21 protein-coding genes are annotated in these 19065 nt (G+C 68.7%); 14 read left to right on the top strand and 7 right to left on the bottom strand.

Annotated features, from left to right (window positions below; translation table 11 throughout):
- Positions 1-23: 23 nt before the first annotated feature.
- Positions 24-695: a FadR/GntR family transcriptional regulator gene (locus ACFV9C_RS16870; RefSeq protein WP_380194540.1), complete on the bottom strand. Its 672-nt coding sequence runs from the start codon at positions 693-695 to the stop codon at positions 24-26.
- 32 nt (positions 696-727) lie between these two features.
- Here ACFV9C_RS16870 and ACFV9C_RS16865 point away from each other — a divergent pair, with 32 nt between their 5' ends.
- The 4 genes from ACFV9C_RS16865 (at position 728) to ACFV9C_RS16850 (ending at position 6251) form a co-directional block, all read left to right on the top strand.
- The gene (locus ACFV9C_RS16865) at positions 728-1138 is read left to right on the top strand and encodes a DUF3052 domain-containing protein (RefSeq protein WP_380194538.1); all 411 of its coding nucleotides are present in this window, start codon (positions 728-730) and stop codon (positions 1136-1138) included.
- 419 nt (positions 1139-1557) lie between these two features.
- On the top strand, positions 1558-5334 hold the full coding sequence (locus ACFV9C_RS16860) for a multifunctional oxoglutarate decarboxylase/oxoglutarate dehydrogenase thiamine pyrophosphate-binding subunit/dihydrolipoyllysine-residue succinyltransferase subunit (protein WP_380194536.1): 3777 nt from the start codon (positions 1558-1560) through the stop codon (positions 5332-5334).
- A gap of 1 nt (position 5335) precedes the next feature.
- Positions 5336-5512: a DUF6104 family protein gene (locus ACFV9C_RS16855; RefSeq protein WP_185759093.1), complete on the top strand. Its 177-nt coding sequence runs from the start codon at positions 5336-5338 to the stop codon at positions 5510-5512.
- 13 nt (positions 5513-5525) lie between these two features.
- On the top strand, positions 5526-6251 hold the full coding sequence (locus tag ACFV9C_RS16850; RefSeq protein ID WP_380194534.1) for an AAA family ATPase: 726 nt from the start codon (positions 5526-5528) through the stop codon (positions 6249-6251).
- Here the strand turns inward: ACFV9C_RS16850 and ACFV9C_RS16845 are convergent.
- On the bottom strand, positions 6248-6598 hold the full coding sequence (locus ACFV9C_RS16845) for an ArsR/SmtB family transcription factor (protein ID WP_380194532.1): 351 nt from the start codon (positions 6596-6598) through the stop codon (positions 6248-6250). The genes ACFV9C_RS16850 and ACFV9C_RS16845 overlap by 4 nt on opposite strands.
- A 114-nt stretch (positions 6599-6712) precedes the next feature.
- Between ACFV9C_RS16845 and ACFV9C_RS16840 the strand changes: the two genes are divergently transcribed.
- Positions 6713-7939 (top strand): sodium:proton exchanger, encoded by a 1227-nt coding sequence (locus ACFV9C_RS16840; RefSeq protein WP_380194530.1) that lies wholly within the window; start codon positions 6713-6715, stop codon positions 7937-7939.
- Here the strand turns inward: ACFV9C_RS16840 and ACFV9C_RS16835 are convergent.
- From ACFV9C_RS16835 to ACFV9C_RS16820, 4 genes are all read right to left on the bottom strand, one after another.
- Positions 7936-8250 carry a WhiB family transcriptional regulator gene (locus tag ACFV9C_RS16835; protein ID WP_380194528.1) on the bottom strand — a complete coding sequence of 105 codons (315 nt, stop codon included), beginning with the start codon at positions 8248-8250 and terminating at the stop codon, positions 7936-7938. The genes ACFV9C_RS16840 and ACFV9C_RS16835 overlap by 4 nt on opposite strands.
- An 86-nt stretch (positions 8251-8336) precedes the next feature.
- Positions 8337-8834: a GNAT family N-acetyltransferase gene (locus tag ACFV9C_RS16830; protein ID WP_380194526.1), complete on the bottom strand. Its 498-nt coding sequence runs from the start codon at positions 8832-8834 to the stop codon at positions 8337-8339.
- The gene (locus ACFV9C_RS16825) at positions 8835-9803 is read right to left on the bottom strand and encodes a zinc-binding dehydrogenase (protein ID WP_380194525.1); all 969 of its coding nucleotides are present in this window, start codon (positions 9801-9803) and stop codon (positions 8835-8837) included.
- Positions 9804-10062: 259 nt separating this feature from the next.
- The gene (locus ACFV9C_RS16820) at positions 10063-11265 is read right to left on the bottom strand and encodes an NADP-dependent malic enzyme (protein WP_380194523.1); all 1203 of its coding nucleotides are present in this window, start codon (positions 11263-11265) and stop codon (positions 10063-10065) included.
- 202 nt (positions 11266-11467) lie between these two features.
- Here ACFV9C_RS16820 and ACFV9C_RS16815 point away from each other — a divergent pair, with 202 nt between their 5' ends.
- From ACFV9C_RS16815 to ACFV9C_RS16780, 8 genes are all read left to right on the top strand, one after another.
- On the top strand, positions 11468-12304 hold the full coding sequence (locus tag ACFV9C_RS16815) for an ABC transporter substrate-binding protein (RefSeq protein WP_380194521.1): 837 nt from the start codon (positions 11468-11470) through the stop codon (positions 12302-12304).
- Positions 12301-13116, top strand: coding sequence for an amino acid ABC transporter permease (locus ACFV9C_RS16810; RefSeq protein ID WP_380194520.1), 816 nt, complete (start codon positions 12301-12303; stop codon positions 13114-13116). The genes ACFV9C_RS16815 and ACFV9C_RS16810 overlap by 4 nt, the downstream gene beginning before the upstream one ends.
- Positions 13116-13871 (top strand): amino acid ABC transporter ATP-binding protein, encoded by a 756-nt coding sequence (locus ACFV9C_RS16805; RefSeq protein ID WP_380194519.1) that lies wholly within the window; start codon positions 13116-13118, stop codon positions 13869-13871. The genes ACFV9C_RS16810 and ACFV9C_RS16805 overlap by 1 nt, the downstream gene beginning before the upstream one ends.
- A 176-nt stretch (positions 13872-14047) precedes the next feature.
- Positions 14048-14959 carry an ABC transporter substrate-binding protein gene (locus ACFV9C_RS16800; protein ID WP_380194517.1) on the top strand — a complete coding sequence of 304 codons (912 nt, stop codon included), beginning with the start codon at positions 14048-14050 and terminating at the stop codon, positions 14957-14959.
- A gap of 6 nt (positions 14960-14965) precedes the next feature.
- Positions 14966-15931, top strand: coding sequence for an amino acid ABC transporter permease (locus ACFV9C_RS16795; RefSeq protein WP_380194515.1), 966 nt, complete (start codon positions 14966-14968; stop codon positions 15929-15931).
- The gene (locus ACFV9C_RS16790; RefSeq protein ID WP_380194513.1) at positions 15931-16707 is read left to right on the top strand and encodes an amino acid ABC transporter ATP-binding protein; all 777 of its coding nucleotides are present in this window, start codon (positions 15931-15933) and stop codon (positions 16705-16707) included. The genes ACFV9C_RS16795 and ACFV9C_RS16790 overlap by 1 nt, the downstream gene beginning before the upstream one ends.
- Before the next feature lie 96 nt (positions 16708-16803).
- Positions 16804-17196, top strand: coding sequence for an ATP-binding protein (locus ACFV9C_RS16785; protein ID WP_380194511.1), 393 nt, complete (start codon positions 16804-16806; stop codon positions 17194-17196).
- Positions 17193-17972, top strand: a complete 780-nt coding sequence (locus tag ACFV9C_RS16780) for an RNA polymerase sigma factor SigF (protein WP_380194510.1) — start codon at positions 17193-17195, stop codon at positions 17970-17972. Before ACFV9C_RS16785 ends, ACFV9C_RS16780 begins: the two co-directional genes overlap by 4 nt.
- 3 nt (positions 17973-17975) lie before the next feature.
- Here ACFV9C_RS16780 and ACFV9C_RS16775 read toward each other — a convergent pair whose 3' ends face one another.
- Positions 17976-18308, bottom strand: a complete 333-nt coding sequence (locus ACFV9C_RS16775; RefSeq protein WP_380194509.1) for a hypothetical protein — start codon at positions 18306-18308, stop codon at positions 17976-17978.
- Between the two features lie 464 nt (positions 18309-18772).
- Between ACFV9C_RS16775 and ACFV9C_RS16770 the strand changes: the two genes are divergently transcribed.
- Entirely contained in the window at positions 18773-19024 is a 252-nt protein-coding gene (locus ACFV9C_RS16770) for a WhiB family transcriptional regulator (protein ID WP_130383822.1), read from the top strand.
- Positions 19025-19065 lie beyond the last annotated feature (41 nt).

Below are 19065 nucleotides of genomic sequence, written 5' to 3'. Positions count from 1 at the left end.
ACTGCCATACCTCCGGTTTAGCCCTAGGGGGCCTTGCGGAGCCAGGTTTCGACACCGGCGATGTGGGCGGTCATCCAGGCCCGGGCCGCCTCGGCGTCGCCGCTCTCGATCGCGTCCAGGATCGCGGCGTGCTCGGACAGCGTCCGCTCGACCGCGCCGGCCTGGGTGACGCCGCGCCAGATCCGGGCCCGCTGGGTGGCGCCGGAGACGCCGTCGAGCAGCGAGCAGACGACCTGGTTCCCGGTCGCCTCGGCGATCCCGCGGTGGAACCGCAGGTCGTTCGCGACCAGTTCCTCGACCCCGGCGTCCGGCGCGAGGTCGCTGCACAGCAGCCGCAGCTCGGTCACCTGCTCGGGGCTGATCCGGGTCGCGGCCAGGGCGGCGACGCCCGGTTCGAGCAACCGGCGTACCTCGAAGAACTGCAGCACCGAGTCGTCGCGGTGCAGGTCGACCATGAAGCTCAGCGCGTCCAGCAGGTGCGCCGAGTCGAGGCTGGTCACGTACGTCCCGTCGCCGTGCCGGACGTCCAGCACGTTGACCAGCGTGAGCGCCTTGACGGCCTCCCGCAGCGAGTTCCGGGACAGCCCCAGCCGGGCGGCCAGGTCCGCCTCCTTCGGCAGCCGATCCCCCGGTCCGAGCTCCCCCGAGGTGATCATCCCCTTGATCTTGACGATCGCCTCATCCGTCAGCGCCATTTCCCAAGTATGCCGCCAGCTAGCATCCGAGGATGACCTCGACGCCGGGTTACTCGGGGAAGCCGCTGGCCGCCAAGCTCGGAATCACGGCTGCTCACCTGGTCCTGCTCGACAACGCCCCGGCCGGCTTCGTCGTCGAGGGCCTGCCGGACGGTACGACGGTGGCGCGCCGGCCGGGGCGGGCGCCGTACGACGTGGTCCTGATGTTCTGCCCCGACCGGACCCGGCTGGCAAGGCGGCTGCCGGTACTGCTCCCGAAGACCGTCACCGCCGGGATGATCTGGGCCGCCTGGCCGAAGCGGTCCTCCGGCGTGCCGACCGACCTGGACGAGAACGGCATCCGCGAGCTGGCCCTGCCGCTGGGAGTCGTCGACGTGAAGGTCTGCGCGATCGACGCGACCTGGTCGGGCCTCAAGCTGGTCCGCCGGCTCAGCAACCGATGAAGGCCAATCATGCCCAGGTGGACTGATTCGGAGCGTGACATTGACCACACCTCCGATCATCACGGGCGGCGAGTGCACAGCTGCATACAGTGGGCAACCGCGCTCAGCGGGCCGCCGCGGCGATCCCGGACCGGGCGCCGGAAAGCCACCACTGCAAGGCGTCCCGGAGCTATGACCGTCGCTCTCCGCATCCGGGCGGGGTGAGCGGAGGGCGTGTGGCCTGAAACACCTTTGTGGGCAGTGTTTCAGGCGCCGATGGATCGTGCCACCGAGGCCCGACCACTCGACACACTGGTCCGGTGGTCCCCGGCTGTGGAAGTACTCCGCGTGCTATTAGCCTTTGCTTGGGACACCACCCATAACATCAGCATTAACCACCAGTGGTACCGGACCCGAAATCGGAAGAGGCGAACTGCCAAGTGGCCACCGAGCCATCAGACACCAATCCCCTAGCAGCCTTCGGTGCGAACGAATGGCTGGTCGACGAGCTGTACGAGAAGTACCAGCAGGACCCGAATTCGGTGGATCCGGCGTGGCACGACTTCTTCAAGACGTACAACCCCGACGGTGCAGCGAAGCCGGTGACGACCACCCCGGCCGACGCTCCCCGACCGGACGCGGTGTCCGACAACAAGACCCCGGAGGCGCCGAGCCGCGGAACCACCCCCGCGCCCGCCCCGGCCCCCGCGGTACCGGCAACGCCCGCGGCACCGGCCCCCGCGCAGGCCGCTCCAGCAGCTCAGGCCCCGGCCGCGAAGGCCGCCGCTCCGACCGGAGGCACGGTGAACCAGCCGCCCAGCGCCCAGCCCAAGCCGGCCCCCGCGACCAGCGCGGACGCCGAGCGGCAGATCCTCCGCGGCGCCCCGGCGCGCACCGCGCAGAACATGGAGACCAGCCTCACGGTCCCGACCGCGACCAGCGTCCGGCAGGTGCCGGTCAAGCTGCTGATCGACAACCGGATCGTGATCAACAACCACCTGAAGCGCGCCCGCGGCGGCAAGATCTCGTTCACGCACCTGATCGGCTGGGCGCTGGTCAAGGCGCTGAAGACGCTGCCGGAGATGAACGCGTCGTACGACGAGACCGACGGCAAGCCGACGCACGTGCAGCCGGCCCACATCAACCTGGGCCTGGCCATCGACATGCAGAAGCCGGACGGCACCCGGCAGCTGCTGGTGCCGTCGATCAAGGCCGCCGAGTCGATGAACTTCGCCGACTTCTGGATGGCCTACGAGGACATCGTCCGCCGGGCCCGGGACAACAAGCTCGCGCTGCCGGACTTCCAGGGCACCACGATCAGCCTGACCAACCCGGGCACCATCGGCACCCAGCACTCGGTGCCGCGGCTGATGACCGGCCAGGGCTGCATCATCGGCGTCGGCGCGATGGAGTACCCGCCGGAGTACCAGGGCGCGGCCGAGGAGACGATGGCCAAGCTCGCGGTCAGCAAGGTGATGACGCTGACCTCGACGTACGACCACCGGATCATCCAGGGCGCCCAGTCGGGTGAGTTCCTGCGCCGGATCCACCAGTTGCTGCTCGGCGGCGAGGGCTTCTACGACGAGATCTTCCAGAGCTTGCGGATCCCGTACGAGCCGATCCGCTGGGCCGCCGACCTCCCGCACAGCCACGAGGAGGACATCAGCAAGCAGGCCCGGATCCTGGAGCTGATCCACGCGTTCCGGGTGCGCGGCCACATCATGGCCGACACCGACCCGCTGGAGTACAAGCAGCGCAGCCACCCGGACCTGGACGTCGCCACCCACGGCCTGACGCTGTGGGACCTGGACCGCGAGTTCGCCACCGGCTCGTTCGGCGGCGGCGACCGGCGGTTCATGAAGCTCCGCGAGATCCTCGGCATCCTGCGCGACTCGTACTGCCGGACCACCGGTATCGAGTACATGCACATCCAGGACCCGGAGCAGCGCAAGTGGATCCAGGAGCGGGTCGAGCGCCCGCACACCAAGCCGCCCCGCGAGGAGCAGCTGCGGATCCTGGCCAAGCTGAACGAGGCCGAGGCCTTCGAGACCTTCCTGCAGACCAAGTACGTCGGTCAGCGCCGGTTCTCGCTGGAGGGCGCGGAGACCACCATCCCGCTGCTCGACGAGCTCTGCGAGGAGGCCGCCGGCGCCGGGCTGGACGAGGTCGCGATCGGGATGGCGCACCGCGGCCGGCTGAACGTGCTGGCGAACATCGTCGGCAAGTCGTACGGCCAGATCTTCCGCGAGTTCGAGGGCAACATCGACCCGCGGACCGTGCAGGGCTCCGGCGACGTCAAGTACCACCTGGGCGCGGAGGGCGAGTTCGTCTCCGAGTTCGGCGACAAGATCAAGGTCTCGGTGGCGGCGAACCCGTCGCACCTGGAGACCGTCGACCCGGTGCTCGAGGGCATCGTCCGGGCCAAGCAGGACCTGCTGGACCGCGGCGCGGCGTTCCCGGTGCTGCCGGTGCTGGTGCACGGTGACGCGGCGTTCGCCGGCCAGGGCGTGGTGGCGGAGACGCTGAACCTGTCCCAGCTGCGCGGCTACCGCACCGGCGGCACGATCCACGTGATCGTGAACAACCAGGTCGGCTTCACCACCTCGCCGGCCTCGTCCCGCTCGTCGATGTACTCCACCGACGTCGCGCGGATGGTGCAGGCGCCGATCTTCCACGTGAACGGCGACGACCCCGAGGCCTGCATCCGGGTCGCGGACCTCGCGTTCGAGTACCGCCAGGCGTTCAACAAGGACGTCGTCATCGACCTGGTCTGCTACCGCCGCCGTGGTCACAACGAGGGCGACGACCCGAGCTTCACGCAGCCGCTGATGTACGACCTGATCGAGCAGAAGCGCTCGGTCCGGAAGCTGTACACCGAGGCCCTGATCGGTCGTGGCGACATCACGATCGAAGAGGCCGAGCAGGCGATGCAGGACTTCCAGCAGCGCCTCGAGCGGGTGTTCGCCGAGGTCCGGGACGCGAAGAACGAGCCGGACACCCCGCCGCCGTACGTGACGGCGCCGGAGTACCCGGACAAGCCCGAGGGTCCGGACGCGACCGCGATCACGCCGGAGGTGCTGAAGAAGATCGCCGACGCGTACACCACGCTGCCGGAAGGCTTCACCGTGCACCCGAAGGTGCAGCCGCAGCTGCAGCGCCGGGCGCACGCGATCACCGAGGGCCCGCTGGACTGGGCCAGCGCGGAGATCACCGCGTTCGGTTCGCTGCTGCTGGACGGGCGTCCGGTCCGGCTGGCCGGCCAGGACAGCCGCCGCGGTACGTTCGTCCAGCGGTTCGCCGCGATCATCGACCGGGTGAACGGCCAGGACCACGTCCCGCTGCAGCACCTGGACGCCGACCAGGCGAGCTTCTTCGTCTACGACTCGCTGCTCAGCGAGTACGCCGCGCTCGGATTCGAGTACGGGTACTCGGTGGCGCGGCCGGAGGCGCTGGTGCTCTGGGAGGCGCAGTTCGGCGACTTCGTGAACGGCGCGCAGTCGGTCATCGACGAGTACATCTCGTCCGGTGAGGCGAAGTGGGGCCAGAAGTCCGGTGTCGTGCTGCTGCTCCCGCACGGCTACGAGGGCCAGGGCCCGGACCACACCTCGGCCCGGATCGAGCGGTTCCTGGCGCTGTGCGCGGAGGACGCGATGACGGTGGCGCAGCCGTCGACTCCGGCGTCGTACTTCCACCTGCTCCGCCGGCACACGCTCGGCGAGGAGCACGTCCCGATGGTCGTCTTCACGCCGAAGCAGCTGCTGCGGCGCAAGGAGGCCGTGTCGCAGCCGGAGGAGCTGACCCACGGCACGTTCCGGCCGGTGCTGAGCGACTCCGAGGCGGAGGCCAACCCGGCCGCCGTCGAGCGGGTCATCCTGGCCTCGGGCCGGATCGTGTACGACCTGCTCGCCGAGCGGAAGAAGGTCGAGCCGGACAAGATCAGCACCGCGATCCTCCGGGTCGAGCAGCTGTACCCGCTGCCTGCCGACGAGGTTGTCGCCGAGCTGGCGAAGTACCCGAACGCCACCGAGATCCGCTGGGTGCAGGACGAGCCGGCGAACCAGGGTCCGTGGCCGTTCATGGCGCTGAACCTGACCGAACACCTGGGCGGCAAGCCGTTCTACCGGGTGTCCCGGCCGGCGATGTCCGCTCCGGCGGTCGGCTCGCACGGTGTGCACGGCACCGAGCAGGCGACGCTGCTGAAGCAGGCCTTCAGCTGACATGTACTTCACCGACCGCGGGATCGAGGAGCTCGAGAAGCGGCGTGGCGAGGAGGACGTCACGCTGGCGTGGGTCGCCGAGCGGCTCCGTGAGTTCGTCGACCTGAACCCCGAGTTCGAGACGCCCGTCGAGCGCTTCGCCACCTGGCTGGCTCGGCTGGACGACGAGGACGAGTAGCTATCCTGAGCGAATGCCCTTCGCCACGCAGCCCGTACGACGGGTCGCCGCGGCGGAGGGCGTTCGCGTTTCCGGGGCCTGGCCGCACACGATTCCCGCCGTACACCAACTGCTGACCGACGGGCTGGACCTGGAGCCGGGCGTGACGTTCCTCGTCGGGGAGAACGGCGCGGGCAAGTCCACCATCGTGGAGGCGGTCGCGATGGCCTTCGGCCTGTCACCGGAGGGCGGCTCGACCGGCGCGCGCCTGACCACGCGCGCCACGGAGTCTCCCCTCGCCGCCGACCTCCAACTGACCCGCGGCGTCGGCGCCAAACGCGCCGGGTTCTTCCTCCGCGCGGAGACGATGCACGGCTTCTACACCTACCTCGAGCAGAACCCTCGGACCTCCGGCCCACCTGACGCGGCGTTCCACGAGCTCAGCCACGGCGAGAGCTTCCTGACCCTCATCAGCGACCGATTCACCCGCCAGGGCTTCTACTGCCTCGACGAACCCGAGTCCGCCCTCTCCTTCTCCAGCAGCCTCGCGGTCGTCGGCGTCCTCAACCGCCTCGCCGAATCCGGCTCGCAGGTGTTGTGCGCCACCCACTCCCCCGTCATCGCCGCTCTCCCCAACGCCACCATCCTCGAGGTAGGCGACTGGGGCATCCGCCGCACCATCTGGGAAGACCTCAGACTCGTCCAGAACTGGAAGGCGTACCTGCAGGCCCCCGAAAGGTACCTGCGGCACGTGCTTTAGTCGGTGTGTGGTGGCGGGACCCGGCGCGGCGGGTCCGGCGCCAGGGAGCCGTCGGGGGCGATGTGTTCGAAGATCTGGTCGACCATGTTGAGGACGTGCGGGTCGTCGACCGTGTAGATGTGCCGGCGGCCCTCGCGGCGGGCGGTGATGATGCCGGCCAGGCGGAGTTTGCCGAGGTGCTGGCTCGCGGTGGCGATGCTCACGCCGACCCGGTCCGCCAGGGTTCCGACGTCGTACTCCCCCTGCGCGGCCAGCGACACCAGGTGCAGCCGGACCGGGGCGGAGAGCATGGCGAAGGTGCCCGCGGCGGATTCGAGCTGCGCCTTCGTCGGTTCAGGGTTCGTCATCGCGCAGTCATTGTGACCGCTGGACCGCTGTCCGGACAGCGCGCCGGGCCGAGGTGAGGACGGTCTCACACTTTCGCAATTGCGAAAGTATCAAAACCGAGGCAGGATGGAACCATGTTCCGAGCGATCCGCCCCGTGCTGTTGCTGCTCCTGGTGGCGATCCCCGCGGTCGTCCTGCGCCTCACCGGCACCCATCCCCCGGCAGCTGCCTCGATCGCGATCTTCGGCCTCGCCGTGGTCGCCGCGTCGTTCGTGCTCGCCTGGGCCGCCGAAGCGGCGGAGATGGACATCTCGGGCGGGCTGGCGATCGCCCTGCTCGCGGTGATCGCGGTCCTCCCCGAGTACGCCGTGGACCTGTACTTCGCGCACACCGCCGGCTCGAACCCGGACTACGTGCAGTACGCCGCCGCCAACATGACCGGCTCGAACCGGTTGCTCCTCGGCCTCGGCTGGTCCGTCGTCGTACTGATCAGCCTGTACGTCGCCTCGCGGCGCAGCGGGCGCACCGTGAAGGCCCTGGTCCTCGAGTCCGGGTACCGGCGCGAGCTGGGCTTCCTCGCGGTCGCCGGCGTGGTCGCGTTCGTGATCCCGCTGACCGGGCAGATCCACCTGGTGCTCGGCGTACTGCTGCTCGCGTTCTTCGCGTTCTACCTGTACCGCGCGGCGACCGCCGATCACGACGACGAGCCGGACCTGATCGGGCCGGCCGCGACGATCGGCGCGCTGCCGCAGCTGCAGCGCCGGATCCTGGTGACCGCGATGTTCCTGGTCTCCGCCGGCGTGATCCTGGCGGCCGCGGAGCCGTTCGCGGACTCGCTGGTCGCGGGCGGTCAGACGCTCGGGATCGACCAGTTCCTGCTCGTGCAGTGGCTGGCGCCGCTGGCGTCCGAGGCGCCGGAGTTCATCGTCGCGATCCTGTTCGCCTGGCGCGGCAAGGGCGCGGCCGCGCTCGGCCTACTGATCTCCGCGAAGGTCAATCAGTGGACCCTGCTGATCGGCAGCCTGCCGATCGCGTACGGCATCGGCGGCGGTGGCGCCGCGCTGCACCTGGACGGACGGCAGATCGAGGAGTTCCTGCTGACCGCGACGCAGACCCTGCTCGGCATCGCGATCCTGCTCAACCTGCGCTTCCCCCGCTGGGCGGCCTTCACGCTGCTGGGCCTGTTCGCCGTCCAGTTCGCCGTACCCGGTCAGACGGGCCGCTACGTGATCAGCGCGATCTACCTGCTGCTCGCAATCGGCGCGGCCGTCCACAACCGCAAGCAGCTCATCCCCACCGTGACGGCCCCGTTCCGCCGTACCCCCGAGGTCGCCGAGGACCGCGAGCTCGTCGAGGTCTAGCTCGCCTGCTGGTCGCCGAGGATGTCGGGGGTCAGAACCGGCGGGCGGGTACGGCGTTCCTGCGGGCCGGGGCGACCGCGACGGCGACCCGCGAGGAACTTCTCGCCGGCCGCGGTGCCGGTGAACTTGGTACGGCGGGCCCACTCGCGGCACTGGTCGATCACCGGGCAGGACGTCAGGCAGATCGCCTGCGCCTTCCGCTGCTCCCACTGGCTGGCCGTCTCGTCGTACGACGGCGCTTGCCCGACGCACGCGGCTTTGGCCATCCAGTTGTCGGCCGGGTCAACGATCACCGTCAAAGTAGGCCTCATCAGCTGCTCCTCGTCGCTCAGGCGGTAGGAACAGCCTCACCCCAGCTCGTTGCCTCGGTGCGACGCCAATGTTTCAGGCATGAAACTTAGTGACGGACCATGCGGATCTCCTGGAGGCCGAAGTACGGGTCGTACTTCGCGGTGCCGTCGGGTGTGAAGCCGTGGCGCTGGTAGAAGGCGCGCGCCTGGGCGTTGCCCTCGAAGACCCAGAGGAACGCGGGCTGCTTGCCGACAGCAACGTCCAGCAGGCGGGTGCCGAGACCGGTCTTCCAGAACGCCCGGCGAGTGTAGATCGCCTCGAGCTCGAACGGGACCGGCGCGTCGTCGTCCCGCCCCGGACCGGTGCCGACGAAGCCGGCGACGCGATCCTCGACAGGCACTGCCGGATTCACCGCGATCCACCGTGTCCGGCCCTCACTCAGGTGTGCACGCCACCGGGAGATGCGCCGGTCGATGTCAGACGTTCGCTCAAGTAGTAGGCCGGCCGGCACGAGACCGGCGTACGCCTCCCGCCAGCACAGCAGATGACACCACGCCCCCGCCTCGGCGTCGTCGACCGTGGCGGGCCGGATCTCGGGTTGCACTCAGACAGTAAAGACGATCTTGCCGAAGACGTCGCCCTTGTTCATTTTCTCGAAGCCGGTGCGGGCGTCGGCGAGCGGGAGCACGGTGTCGATGTGCGGGGCGATGCCGGCGTTCGCCATGAACTGGACGAGCTCGGCGAGCTCGGTGCGGGTGCCCATCGTGGAGCCCTGGACGCGGAGCTGCAGGAAGAAGATCCGGTTCAGCTCGGCGGACTTCGGCGCCTGGCCGCTGGTCGCGCCGGAGATCACCAGCGTGCCGCCCTGCTTGAGCGACTTCAGCGAATGCGACCAGGTCGCCTGGCCGACGGTCTCCATCACCGCGTCGACTCGCTCCGGCAGCCGCGCGCCGGACTCGAACGCGTCGTGCGCGCCGATCTCGAGCGCCTTGGCCCGCTTGCCCTCGTCCCGGCTGGTCGCCCACACCCGGATCCCGGCGGCACGCGCCAACGTGATCAGCGCGGTCGCGACACCACCACCGGCGCCCTGCACGAGCACGGTGTCGCCCGGCTTGAGGCCGGACTGCGTGAAGAGCATGCGGTACGCCGTCAACCACGCGGTCGGGAGGCACGCCGCCTGCTCGAAGGACAGACCGGCGGGCTTCGGTACGACGTTCCGGGCCGGTACGGCGACCTTCTGCGCGAGGGTGCCCTGGTACCGCTCGCTGAGGAGCGACCGCTTCGGGTCGAGCGTCTCGTCACCCTTCCACGCCGGGTCCGAGACGACCGCGTGGACGACGACCTCGTTCCCGTCCGGGTCCACGCCGGCCGCGTCACAGCCGAGGATCATCGGCAGGTTCTGCTCGGCCAGCCCGACACCCTTCAACGACCACAGATCGTGGTGGTTGAGCGCAGTCGCCCGTACGTCGATCGTCACCCACCCGTCAGGCACGGTCGGCTCGGGCCGCTCCCCCACCTCCAGCGCGGCGATCGGATCCTCGGCGTCGAACTTCGCAGCATAAGCAGCAAGCATGCGAACCACCCTAGGCGCTGGTCCACCCCACGTCAGTTACCGACCTCACCCACCAACCCACCCCGCCAGCCCACCCGCCACCCAACCAAGAGCGAACCCTCCACTCCAAGGGGCATCCCCTGAAGTGGAGGGTTGCCCACTCGAAATATCAGGGGGCAACCCACCACCTTGAGGTGCAAGCCGCCAGCGAAGGTGGGTGGGTCGCGCGGGGTAGGTGGGGCCGCGGGAGTGGGTGGGTCGGTCGCGTGGGGTGGGTGGGTCAGGCGGGGCGGGCTACGCCGTCCGCGGCTGCGGCTTGGGCCACCGCGGTGGAGACGGCGGGGGCTACTCGGGGGTCGAAGGGGGACGGGATGATGTAGTCCGGGCGAAGGTCCTCGGGGGAGATCAGGTCGGCGAGGGCGTTGGCGGCGGCGAGTTTCATGCCTTCGGTGATGCGGCTGGCGTTGGCGTCGAAGGCGCCGCGGAAGATGCCGGGGAAGGCCAGGACGTTGTTGATCTGGTTCGGGAAGTCCGAGCGGCCGGTGGCGACCACCGCGGCGTGCCGGTGGGCGATGTCGGGGTGGACCTCGGGGTTCGGGTTGGCGAGGGCGAAGATCATCGCGTCGGGAGCCATCTGCGCGACGGCCTCCTCGGGGACCGTGCCGCCGGACACCCCGAGGAACAGGTCGGCACCGACGAGGGCGTCCACCAACCGGCCGGACAGCCCGCCGGTGTTGGTGTCACGGGCCAACGACAACTTCACCGGGTTGAGGTCGGACCGGTCCTCGTGCAGGACGCCCTTGCTGTCGACCACCGCGAGATCGCCGACACCCGCCTGCAGCAGGATCCGCGCACACGCGACGCCGGCGGCACCGGCCCCCGAGATCACCACCCGGATATCCGAGATGGCCTTGCCGGTCACCCGGAGCGCGTTCCGGAGCGCCGCGAGTACGACGACCGCCGTACCGTGCTGGTCGTCGTGGAAGACCGGGATGTCGAGCCGTTCCTTCAGCCGGCGCTCGATCTCGAAGCAGCGCGGCGCGGAGATGTCCTCCAGGTTGATCCCGCCGAACGTCGGCGCCATCCGCGCGACCGTCTCGACGAACTCGTCCACATCGGTGCAGTCCAGCGCGATCGGCACCGAGTCGACGCCGCCGAACTCCTTGAACAGCAGGGCCTTGCCCTCCATCACCGGCAGCGACGCGGCCGGCCCGATGTCGCCGAGCCCGAGGACGGCGGTGCCGTCGGTGACGACCGCGACCACGTTGGACTTCCAGGTGTACCGGCGGACCAGCGACGGGTCTTCGGCGATCGCGGTGCAGACCCGCGCGACGCCGGGCGTGTACGCCTTGGAGAGGTCGTCGGCGTCGCGGACGTGGATCGATGACGTGACCTCGATCTTGCCGCCGCGGTGCAGTTCGAAGACGGCGTCACCGGCGTACGGATCAGAGGGGACAACGGGCTCAACAGCTTGGGCGACCATGCGGGGACCCTTCGGGAAAGAGCGAGCGGAACGTGAAGTGTGGGCGTTCGATGAGGGTGCGTCGAACGGCGCCGTTGCCAGGGGGTCACCCGTCTGCCACGAGTAAACCACAGCGCCAACTGGTCTGCTGTGAGGGGCCCCACATCGTCCCGGCGTGTGCCAGGATGCGGGGATTCACAACCCCTGTCGAGGAGAATCCGCGATGAACATCGTCCCCACTCTCCGCAAGCGCCGGGCGCAGGCCGTCGCCTCGGTCGCCGTACTCGCGCTCGCGCTGACCGCCTGCGGCGGCTCCGGCAGCAGCGGATCCGACGACAAGGCGAAGGCTGCCGGCATTACGTTGGTGAAGCCGGGCAAGCTCACGATCTGCACACACCTGCCGTACAAGCCCTTCCAGTACAAGGACGGCACCAAGGTCGTCGGCTTCGACGTGGACCTGCTCGACCTGGTCGCCCAGGACCTCGGCGTGCAGTACGACGTGGTGAACATCGAGTGGGCGCAGGTCACCTCGGGCGCCGCGTTCCAGGCGAAGAAGTGCGACATGGGCATGGGCGCGATGACGATCACGCCGGCCCGGCAGGCCGCGATCAGCATCACCGACCCGTACATGGACGCCACCCAGGTGCTGCTGGCGAAGAAGGACTCCGGCATCAAGTCGCTGGCCGACCTGCGCGGCAAGAAGCTCGGCGCGCAGGCCGACACCACCGGCAAGACGTACGCCGACAAGAACGCCCAGGCGAACGGCTACACCGTCATCCCGTTCAACGACCTCGCGCTGCAGGAGAACAACGTGAAGTCCGGCCGGGTCGATGCCGCGATCAACGACAACGGCGTGCTGTACGACTACGTCAAGGACAACCAGGACATGGCCGTGGTCGCCGAGTTCAACACCGGCGAGCAGTACGGGTTCGGCGCGCTGAAGGACGGCAGCGGCCCGAAGCTGGTGGCCAAGTTCAACGAGCTGCTGAAGAAGGCCAAGACCGACGGCAAGTACACCGAGATCTACAAGAAGTGGTTCGGGGTTGAGCCGAAGAAGTGAGTACCCAAACCGTTGAACGCAAGGGACTGAGCCCGCGGCAGCGGGCCCAGCGCTCCCGCTGGATCCAGTACGCGATCCTCGTCGCGCTGATCGTCGCCGCCGTGTTCGCCGCGAACTGGCACCAGATCGCCAGCGTGTTCTTCCGGCCGGCGTTCATCAGGTCGACGTTCGAGAACGGCGTGCTGCTGGCGCTGGTGAAGACGCTCGAGTACACCGCCGGCGCGTTCGTGATCGGCCTGACCGGCGGCACCCTGCTGGCGTTGATGAAGCTCAGCCAGGTGGCGCCGTACCGCTGGATCGCGACGGCGTACATCGAGTTCTTCCGCGGGCTGCCGGCGATCGTGGTGTTCATCGCGTTCAGCCTGCTGCCGCTGGCGTTCCCGGGGCTGACGATCCCCTGGGACCCGTACGGCGTGGTGTGGCTGGCGCTCGGCATCGTCGCGTCGGCGTACATGGCCGAGGTCATCCGGGCCGGCATCCAGGCGGTCCCGAAGGGGCAGGTCGAGGCGGCCCGGTCGCTGGGTATGCCGGCCGGGCTGGCGATGCGGAAGATCGTGCTGCCGCAGGCGTTCCGGATCGTGCTGCCGCCGCTGACCAACGACCTGATCCTGCTGGTGAAGGACTCCTCGCTGGTGTTCATGATCGGCGTCGCCGCGGACGGGTACGAGCTCACCGGCTTCGGCCGGGACCTGGCGAACACCGACTCGAACCTGACGCCGATCGTGGTCTGCGGCTTCTGCTACCTGGTGATCACCCTGCCGCTGGGCATCCTCGCCCGCCGGCTCGAAGCCCGTACGGCGAGGACGCGCTGATGGCACTGGTAGAGATCAAGAATCTGCACAAGTCGTTCGGCAGCAACCACGTCCTGCGCGGGATCGACTTCACCGTCGAGCAGGGCGAGGTGGTGTGCGTGATCGGCCCGTCCGGGTCCGGCAAGTCCACGCTGCTGCGCTGCGTCAACCTGCTGGAGACGCCCCAGGAGGGTCAGGTGATCGTCCGCGGCGAGGACATCACCGACCCGGACTGCCACCTGGACGCCGCCCGGCAGCAGATCGGGATGGTGTTCCAGCAGTTCAACCTGTTCCCGCACCTGTCCGTGCTGGGGAACTGCACCGTTGCCCAGCGCACCGTTCTGAAGCGGACCGAGGCGGACGCCGACCGGGTCGCCCGCGCGAACCTGGAGCGGGTCGGGCTGAGCGACAAGATCGACGCGTACCCGGCGCAACTGTCCGGCGGTCAGCAGCAGCGGGTGGCGATCGCCCGGGCGCTGTCGATGGACCCGGCGCTGATGCTGTTCGACGAGCCGACGTCCGCGCTCGACCCGGAGCTGGTCGGCGACGTGCTGACCGTGATGCGCAAGCTCGCGCTGGACGGTATGACGATGCTGGTCGTCACGCACGAGATGGCGTTCGCCCGCGAGGTCGCGGACCGGGTGGTGTTCATGGACGGCGGCGTGATCGTCGAGCAGGGCCCGCCCGCGGACGTGATCGGCGCCCCGAGGGAGGAGCGCACCCGGACCTTCCTGCGCCGGGTGCTGGATCCGACGCACGTGGAACCGGTCGACTGAGAGCACTCTCAGTGACGCTGCGTGTCCGGTCGTACGCCGGACACGCGGCAGGCCCGGCGGTCAGACTACGAATAGGTCTCTGTTCCGGGTTGGTCCGTGCGCTGTCCGCAGGCCGCTGTGTCAAGATGCGGACACACGGCACCGTGCCGAACGGTGCCCGGTTTTGGAGGACCTAGATGTCTGTCCTGCGTAGGGCGCTGGTGCTGTCCGGCGTCCTGGTTCTCGCGGCCGCCGGCTGCGGTTCGAACTCCCTCGAGAACGGGGGCTCGTCCCCGTCGACTGCTCCGTCGAGCGCCCCCTCCAGCGCACCGTCGAGCAATGGGCCGGACCTGAGCGGCTCGCTGCCGGCGAAGATCAAGGCCGCGAAGAAGATCGTCGTCGGCGTCGACGCGACCTACCGGCCGAACGAGTTCCTGCAGGGCGGTACGAACGTCGTCGGCATGGACGTCGACCTGTTCGACGCGGTGGCGCAGAAGTTCGGCGTCACGGTCGAATGGCAGCCGGCCACGTTCAGCACGATCATCACCGGTGTCCAGGGCGGCAAGTACGACATGGGCATCTCGTCGTTCACCATCAACGCCGAGCGCAAGAAGCAGGTCAACATGGTCAGCTACTTCAGCGCCGGCACGCTCTGGGCGGTGAAGAAGGGCAACCCGAAGGGTGTCAACGCCGACGACCCGTGCGGCAAGACCATCGGCGTCCAGACCGGTACGACCCAGCAGCAGGACGACCTGCCGGTCCGCCTGAAGAAGTGCACCTCGGCGGGCAAGCCGGCCTTCAAGGAACTGCCGCGCGACAAGCAGGACCAGGCCACGGCCGACCTCGTGTCGGGCAAGTCGGACGCGATGCTGGCCGACTCCCCCGTCGTCCTGGACGCGATCAAGCAGACCAACGGCCAGCTCGAGCAGCTCGGCCAGATCTACGGCGCGGCGCCGTACGGCTATGTGGTCCCGAAGTCGGAGACCGCGTTCGCGCAGGCCATCGTCCAGGCGCTGCAGGCGCTGAACACCGAAGGTACCTACAAGTCGATCCTGCAGAAGTGGAACAACGACTCCGGCGCCATCACCGACTTCGCCGTCAACCCGTGATCGCTCATGAGCACTGAGACCGAAACCCGGCCGCAGGACGCCGCTCCGGAGCGGCCGGGTGCGATCGTCGCCGTACCGGTGCGGCATCCGGGCCGCTGGGTCGCGATCGCGGCGATCGCGGTCCTGACGGCCATGCTGCTGCACCTGCTGGTGACCAACAGCGCCTTCGACTGGAAGTTCGTCTTCCAGGCGATGAACCAGCAGCCGGTGATCAACGGGTTCCTGAAGGGCACCCTGCTGGTCACCGCGCTGTCGATGGTCGTCGGCGTGGGCGGCGGCGTCCTGCTGGCGGTGATGCGGCTGTCGGACAACCCGATCCTGTCGGGCGTCTCCTGGGTGTTCACCTGGTTCTTCCGCAGCATCCCGCGGTACATCCTGCTGTTCACGATGGGCACGCTCGGGATCCTGTTCCCGCAGGGCATCTCGTTCGGGTTCCCGTTCGACTGGAAGCTGATCGGCTGGTTCGGGCTGTCCGGTGACTGGCGGTTCCTGAACCTGGACGCGAACCAGGTGTTCACCGGGCTGGTCGCCGGTGTGATCGGGCTCGGGCTGTCCGAGGCGGCGTACATGGCCGAGATCGCCCGGGCCGGGATCATGAGCGTGGACCGGGGCCAGGCCGAGGCCGCGCAGGCGCTCGGGATGAACAGCGGCAAGGTGATGCGCCGGGTCGTGCTGCCGCAGGCGATGCGGGTGATCGTGCCGCCGACCGGCAACGAGACGATCGCGATGCTGAAGGACACCTCGCTGCTGGTCGCGGTACCGGTGATCGGCGAGCTGTTCTACCAGCTGCAGTCGATCGGCAGCAACTACTACAAGACGTTCCCGATCGCGGTCGCGGCCACGCTGTACTACCTGGCCGCGACGAGTGTGCTGATGGTCGGGCAGTACTTCCTGGAGCGGCACTTCGGCCGCGGGTTCGGCACCACCAAGGCGCCGCGGGCCGCGCGCCCGGCCGGGGCGGGAGGGGCCTGATGCCGCTCGTACACGCGGTCAACGTGACCAAGTCCTTCCACCACAACGAGGTGCTGAAGGGCATCGACCTGGACGTCGAACGCGGCCAGGTGGTCTGTCTGCTCGGCCCGTCCGGGTCGGGCAAGACCACCTTCCTGCGCTGCATCAACCAGCTCGAGACGATCGACGGTGGCCGGATCTGGGTCGACGACGAGCTGATGGGGTACGCCGACCGCGACGGCAAGCTGTACCGCCTGAAGAACAAGGAGATCGCGGCGCAGCGGCGCGAGATCGGGATGGTGTTCCAGCGGTTCAACCTGTTCCCGCACAAGACCGCGCTGGAGAACATCATCGAGGCGCCCACCCAGGTCCGGCGGGAATCCAAGAAGGGCGCCAAGGAGCGGGCGATGAAGCTGCTCGACCGGGTCGGCCTCGCCGACCGCTGCAACGCGTACCCGGCGCAACTGTCGGGCGGTCAGCAGCAGCGGGTCGCGATCGCGCGGGCGCTGGCGATGCAGCCGAAGCTGATGCTGTTCGACGAGCCGACGTCGGCGCTCGACCCGGAACTCGTCGGCGAGGTGCTCGCGGTGATGCGCGAGCTCGCGCTGGACGGGATGACGATGATCGTCGTCACCCACGAGATGGCGTTCGCCCGCGACGTCGCGGACACCGTCGTGTTCATGGACGGCGGCGTGGTGGTCGAGGCCGGCCCGCCCAAGGACGTGCTCGGCAACCCGCAGCACTCCCGCACCCAGACGTTCCTGGCCCGGCTGCGCTCGGAGCACGAACACCCGTAGGACGCCGTCTCGTCTCGATCGACCCCCGTTCGCCGTGCATCAAACCCGTTGAGGTTGGATGATGTACCGCGAGTGGGGTCGATCGAGGGAGACGATGTGAGTAGCACCGGAGGAGCCGCCGAGGTTCGCCTGAGCATCCCGGCGGACAGTGCGTACATCGCCGTACCGCGGTCGGTGGTGGGTAACCTCGCGGCCCGCAACGACTTCACGCTGGACGCGATCGACGACCTGCGGATCGCGGTCGACGAGGCGTGCGCGCTGCTGCTGCCGCAGTCCGCGGACGGGGTGCTGGAGTGCGTGTTCCAGATCGCCCCGCCGCAGCTGACGGTGCGGACGAGCGCCGTCGTACCGAACGGCTGGCGCCCCGACACCACGTCGTTCGGCTGGACCGTGCTGACCGCGCTGGTCGAGTCCGCCGCCGCGGAGACCATCGACGGCCGGCTGACGATCACCGTGACGGCCACCGCCTCCGCCACGGAGAGCCTGTGACAGAGGAACAGGCCCAGGAATCGCCTGATCTTCGGACCCGCACCGCCGGTTTCTTCCAGCAGATGGCGGCCGGTTCGCAGGATCCGGGGTATCCGGCGGCGCGCGACGGGCTGGTGGCGCTGCACATGCCGCTGGTGGAGCACCTGGCCCGCCGGTTCCGCAACCGCGGCGAGCCGTACGACGACCTGGTCCAGGTGGCGACGATCGGGCTGATCAAGGCGATCGACCGGTTCGACTCCGACCGTGGGGTGGAGTTCTCGACGTACGCGACGCCGACGATCCTCGGCGAGATCAAGCGGTACTTCCGGGACAAGGGCTGGGCGATCCGGGTGCCGCGGCGGCTGCAGGAGCTGCGGCTGTCGCTGACCGCCGCGACCGCGGAGCTGACCCAGGAGCTCGGCCGGGCGCCGACGGTGGCGGAGCTGTCCGACCGGCTCGGACTGTCGCCGGACCTGGTGATCGAGGGCCTGGAGTCCGCGAACGCGTACAACACCTTGTCGCTGGACGCTCCCGATCAGAACGAGACCGACGCGACCACGGTGCTGGACGGGCTCGGCGGCGAGGACGAGGCGCTGGAGAGCGTCGAGTACCGGGAGTCGCTGAAGCCGTTGCTGGCCCAGCTGGACACCCGGGAGAAGCGGATCCTGACGCTGCGGTTCTTCCGCGGGATGACGCAGTCGCAGATCGCCGAGGAGATCGGGATCTCGCAGATGCACGTCTCCCGGCTGCTCGCCCGCACCCTCACCGAGCTCCGCAGCGGCCTGCTCAAGGAGTAAGGGCTAGAGCACGTGATCGTTGGAGTCACCAGCGGTCAGGGCCTCGGTGGACGCCTTCTGGAAAACGCACACCAGGATCGCGACGGCGAGGACAGCGAGGCCGGCGGCGACGCCCTTGGAACCGCCGTCCCACAGGCTGTACGCGATCAGCAGCTGGATCAGTTGCGTGAACACTGTCGGCCCGCGGCTCCAGCGCGCGGCCTTCCAGAGACCACGGACGGCGACGAAGACGAGGCCCACGCCGTACACCAGGAAGAAGCCGGTGGTGGTGAGCCCGAGCACCAGGCGGGAGCTGTCGACCGTCAAGGCTTGGGCAATTCCGAGAACGATGAGCACAACCCCTTCCACAGCGACCACTGCCGCCGCTAATTTGAGCGGTCTCGGGACTGCGGCAACTGGGGAGTCGGTCGGCACTTCATCAGCTTAGTGCCGTCGTCCCGGGCGGCACGCGAAACCCCGGCCCCACAGGGATTTGAGGTTCTGCGTAACCAAAAGATGGTTGGAACGGTTACCTGCAGTGAACGGGTACTTGCAGATGGGCCGCTTCGTCCGATAACCGGATGGAGAGAGCCGCTGTGTGCCGGTTCGGAGTGTTAAGGAAGCGTTGTGATCGGATCGACAACTCAATAACCCTTGTTTCGATCCGCCAAGATTGGGAACATGGTCTCGTTCGTGAAAGCGTTCACAACAGACGCGGCACCAAACCCCCGTGCCTCACGAACCGACGAGTACAGCACCGCTGATCGGGCACAGACCTACCCGGCAGCATACGTCAACTACTGAGAGAGATGGGATCCGCCATGGATTGGCGCCACCGGGCCGTATGCCTCGACGAGGACCCGGAACTGTTCTTCCCCATCGGCAACACCGGGCCCGCGATCATGCAGATCGAGGAGGCCAAGCAGGTGTGCCGACGCTGCGACGTGCGTGAGCAGTGCCTGGCATGGGCGCTGGAAGCCGGCCAGGACCACGGTGTGTGGGGCGGCCTGAGCGAGGACGAGCGTCGTGCGCTGAAGCGCCGCAACGCCCGGCAACGCATCCGCACCGCCTGAGCAAGTCCTCTTCGGGGCCCCGCGGAACGCACCGCGGGGCC

Origin of the sequence: Kribbella sp. NPDC059898 (assembly GCF_042730855.1) — a bacterium.
Classification (GTDB): domain Bacteria; phylum Actinomycetota; class Actinomycetes; order Propionibacteriales; family Kribbellaceae; genus Kribbella.
The sequence above is the reverse complement of the archived record's forward strand: the minus strand, read 5'-3'. Positions and strand labels throughout refer to the sequence as shown.

What these genes read in the sequence shown, in the direction of transcription:
- ACFV9C_RS16870 (WP_380194540.1), bottom strand. Translation starts at nt 695, where the DNA reads ATGGCGCTGACGGATGAGGCGATCGTCAAGATCAAGGGGATGATCACC.
- ACFV9C_RS16865 (WP_380194538.1), top strand. Translation starts at nt 728, where the DNA reads ATGACCTCGACGCCGGGTTACTCGGGGAAGCCGCTGGCCGCCAAGCTC.
- ACFV9C_RS16855 (WP_185759093.1), top strand. Translation starts at nt 5,336, where the DNA reads ATGTACTTCACCGACCGCGGGATCGAGGAGCTCGAGAAGCGGCGTGGC.
- ACFV9C_RS16850 (WP_380194534.1), top strand. Translation starts at nt 5,526, where the DNA reads ATGCCCTTCGCCACGCAGCCCGTACGACGGGTCGCCGCGGCGGAGGGC.
- ACFV9C_RS16845 (WP_380194532.1), bottom strand. Translation starts at nt 6,598, where the DNA reads ATGACGAACCCTGAACCGACGAAGGCGCAGCTCGAATCCGCCGCGGGC.
- ACFV9C_RS16840 (WP_380194530.1), top strand. Translation starts at nt 6,713, where the DNA reads ATGTTCCGAGCGATCCGCCCCGTGCTGTTGCTGCTCCTGGTGGCGATC.
- ACFV9C_RS16835 (WP_380194528.1), bottom strand. Translation starts at nt 8,250, where the DNA reads ATGAGGCCTACTTTGACGGTGATCGTTGACCCGGCCGACAACTGGATG.
- ACFV9C_RS16825 (WP_380194525.1), bottom strand. Translation starts at nt 9,803, where the DNA reads ATGCTTGCTGCTTATGCTGCGAAGTTCGACGCCGAGGATCCGATCGCC.
- ACFV9C_RS16820 (WP_380194523.1), bottom strand. Translation starts at nt 11,265, where the DNA reads ATGGTCGCCCAAGCTGTTGAGCCCGTTGTCCCCTCTGATCCGTACGCC.
- ACFV9C_RS16815 (WP_380194521.1), top strand. Translation starts at nt 11,468, where the DNA reads ATGAACATCGTCCCCACTCTCCGCAAGCGCCGGGCGCAGGCCGTCGCC.
- ACFV9C_RS16805 (WP_380194519.1), top strand. Translation starts at nt 13,116, where the DNA reads ATGGCACTGGTAGAGATCAAGAATCTGCACAAGTCGTTCGGCAGCAAC.
- ACFV9C_RS16800 (WP_380194517.1), top strand. Translation starts at nt 14,048, where the DNA reads ATGTCTGTCCTGCGTAGGGCGCTGGTGCTGTCCGGCGTCCTGGTTCTC.
- ACFV9C_RS16795 (WP_380194515.1), top strand. Translation starts at nt 14,966, where the DNA reads ATGAGCACTGAGACCGAAACCCGGCCGCAGGACGCCGCTCCGGAGCGG.
- ACFV9C_RS16790 (WP_380194513.1), top strand. Translation starts at nt 15,931, where the DNA reads ATGCCGCTCGTACACGCGGTCAACGTGACCAAGTCCTTCCACCACAAC.
- ACFV9C_RS16770 (WP_130383822.1), top strand. Translation starts at nt 18,773, where the DNA reads ATGGATTGGCGCCACCGGGCCGTATGCCTCGACGAGGACCCGGAACTG.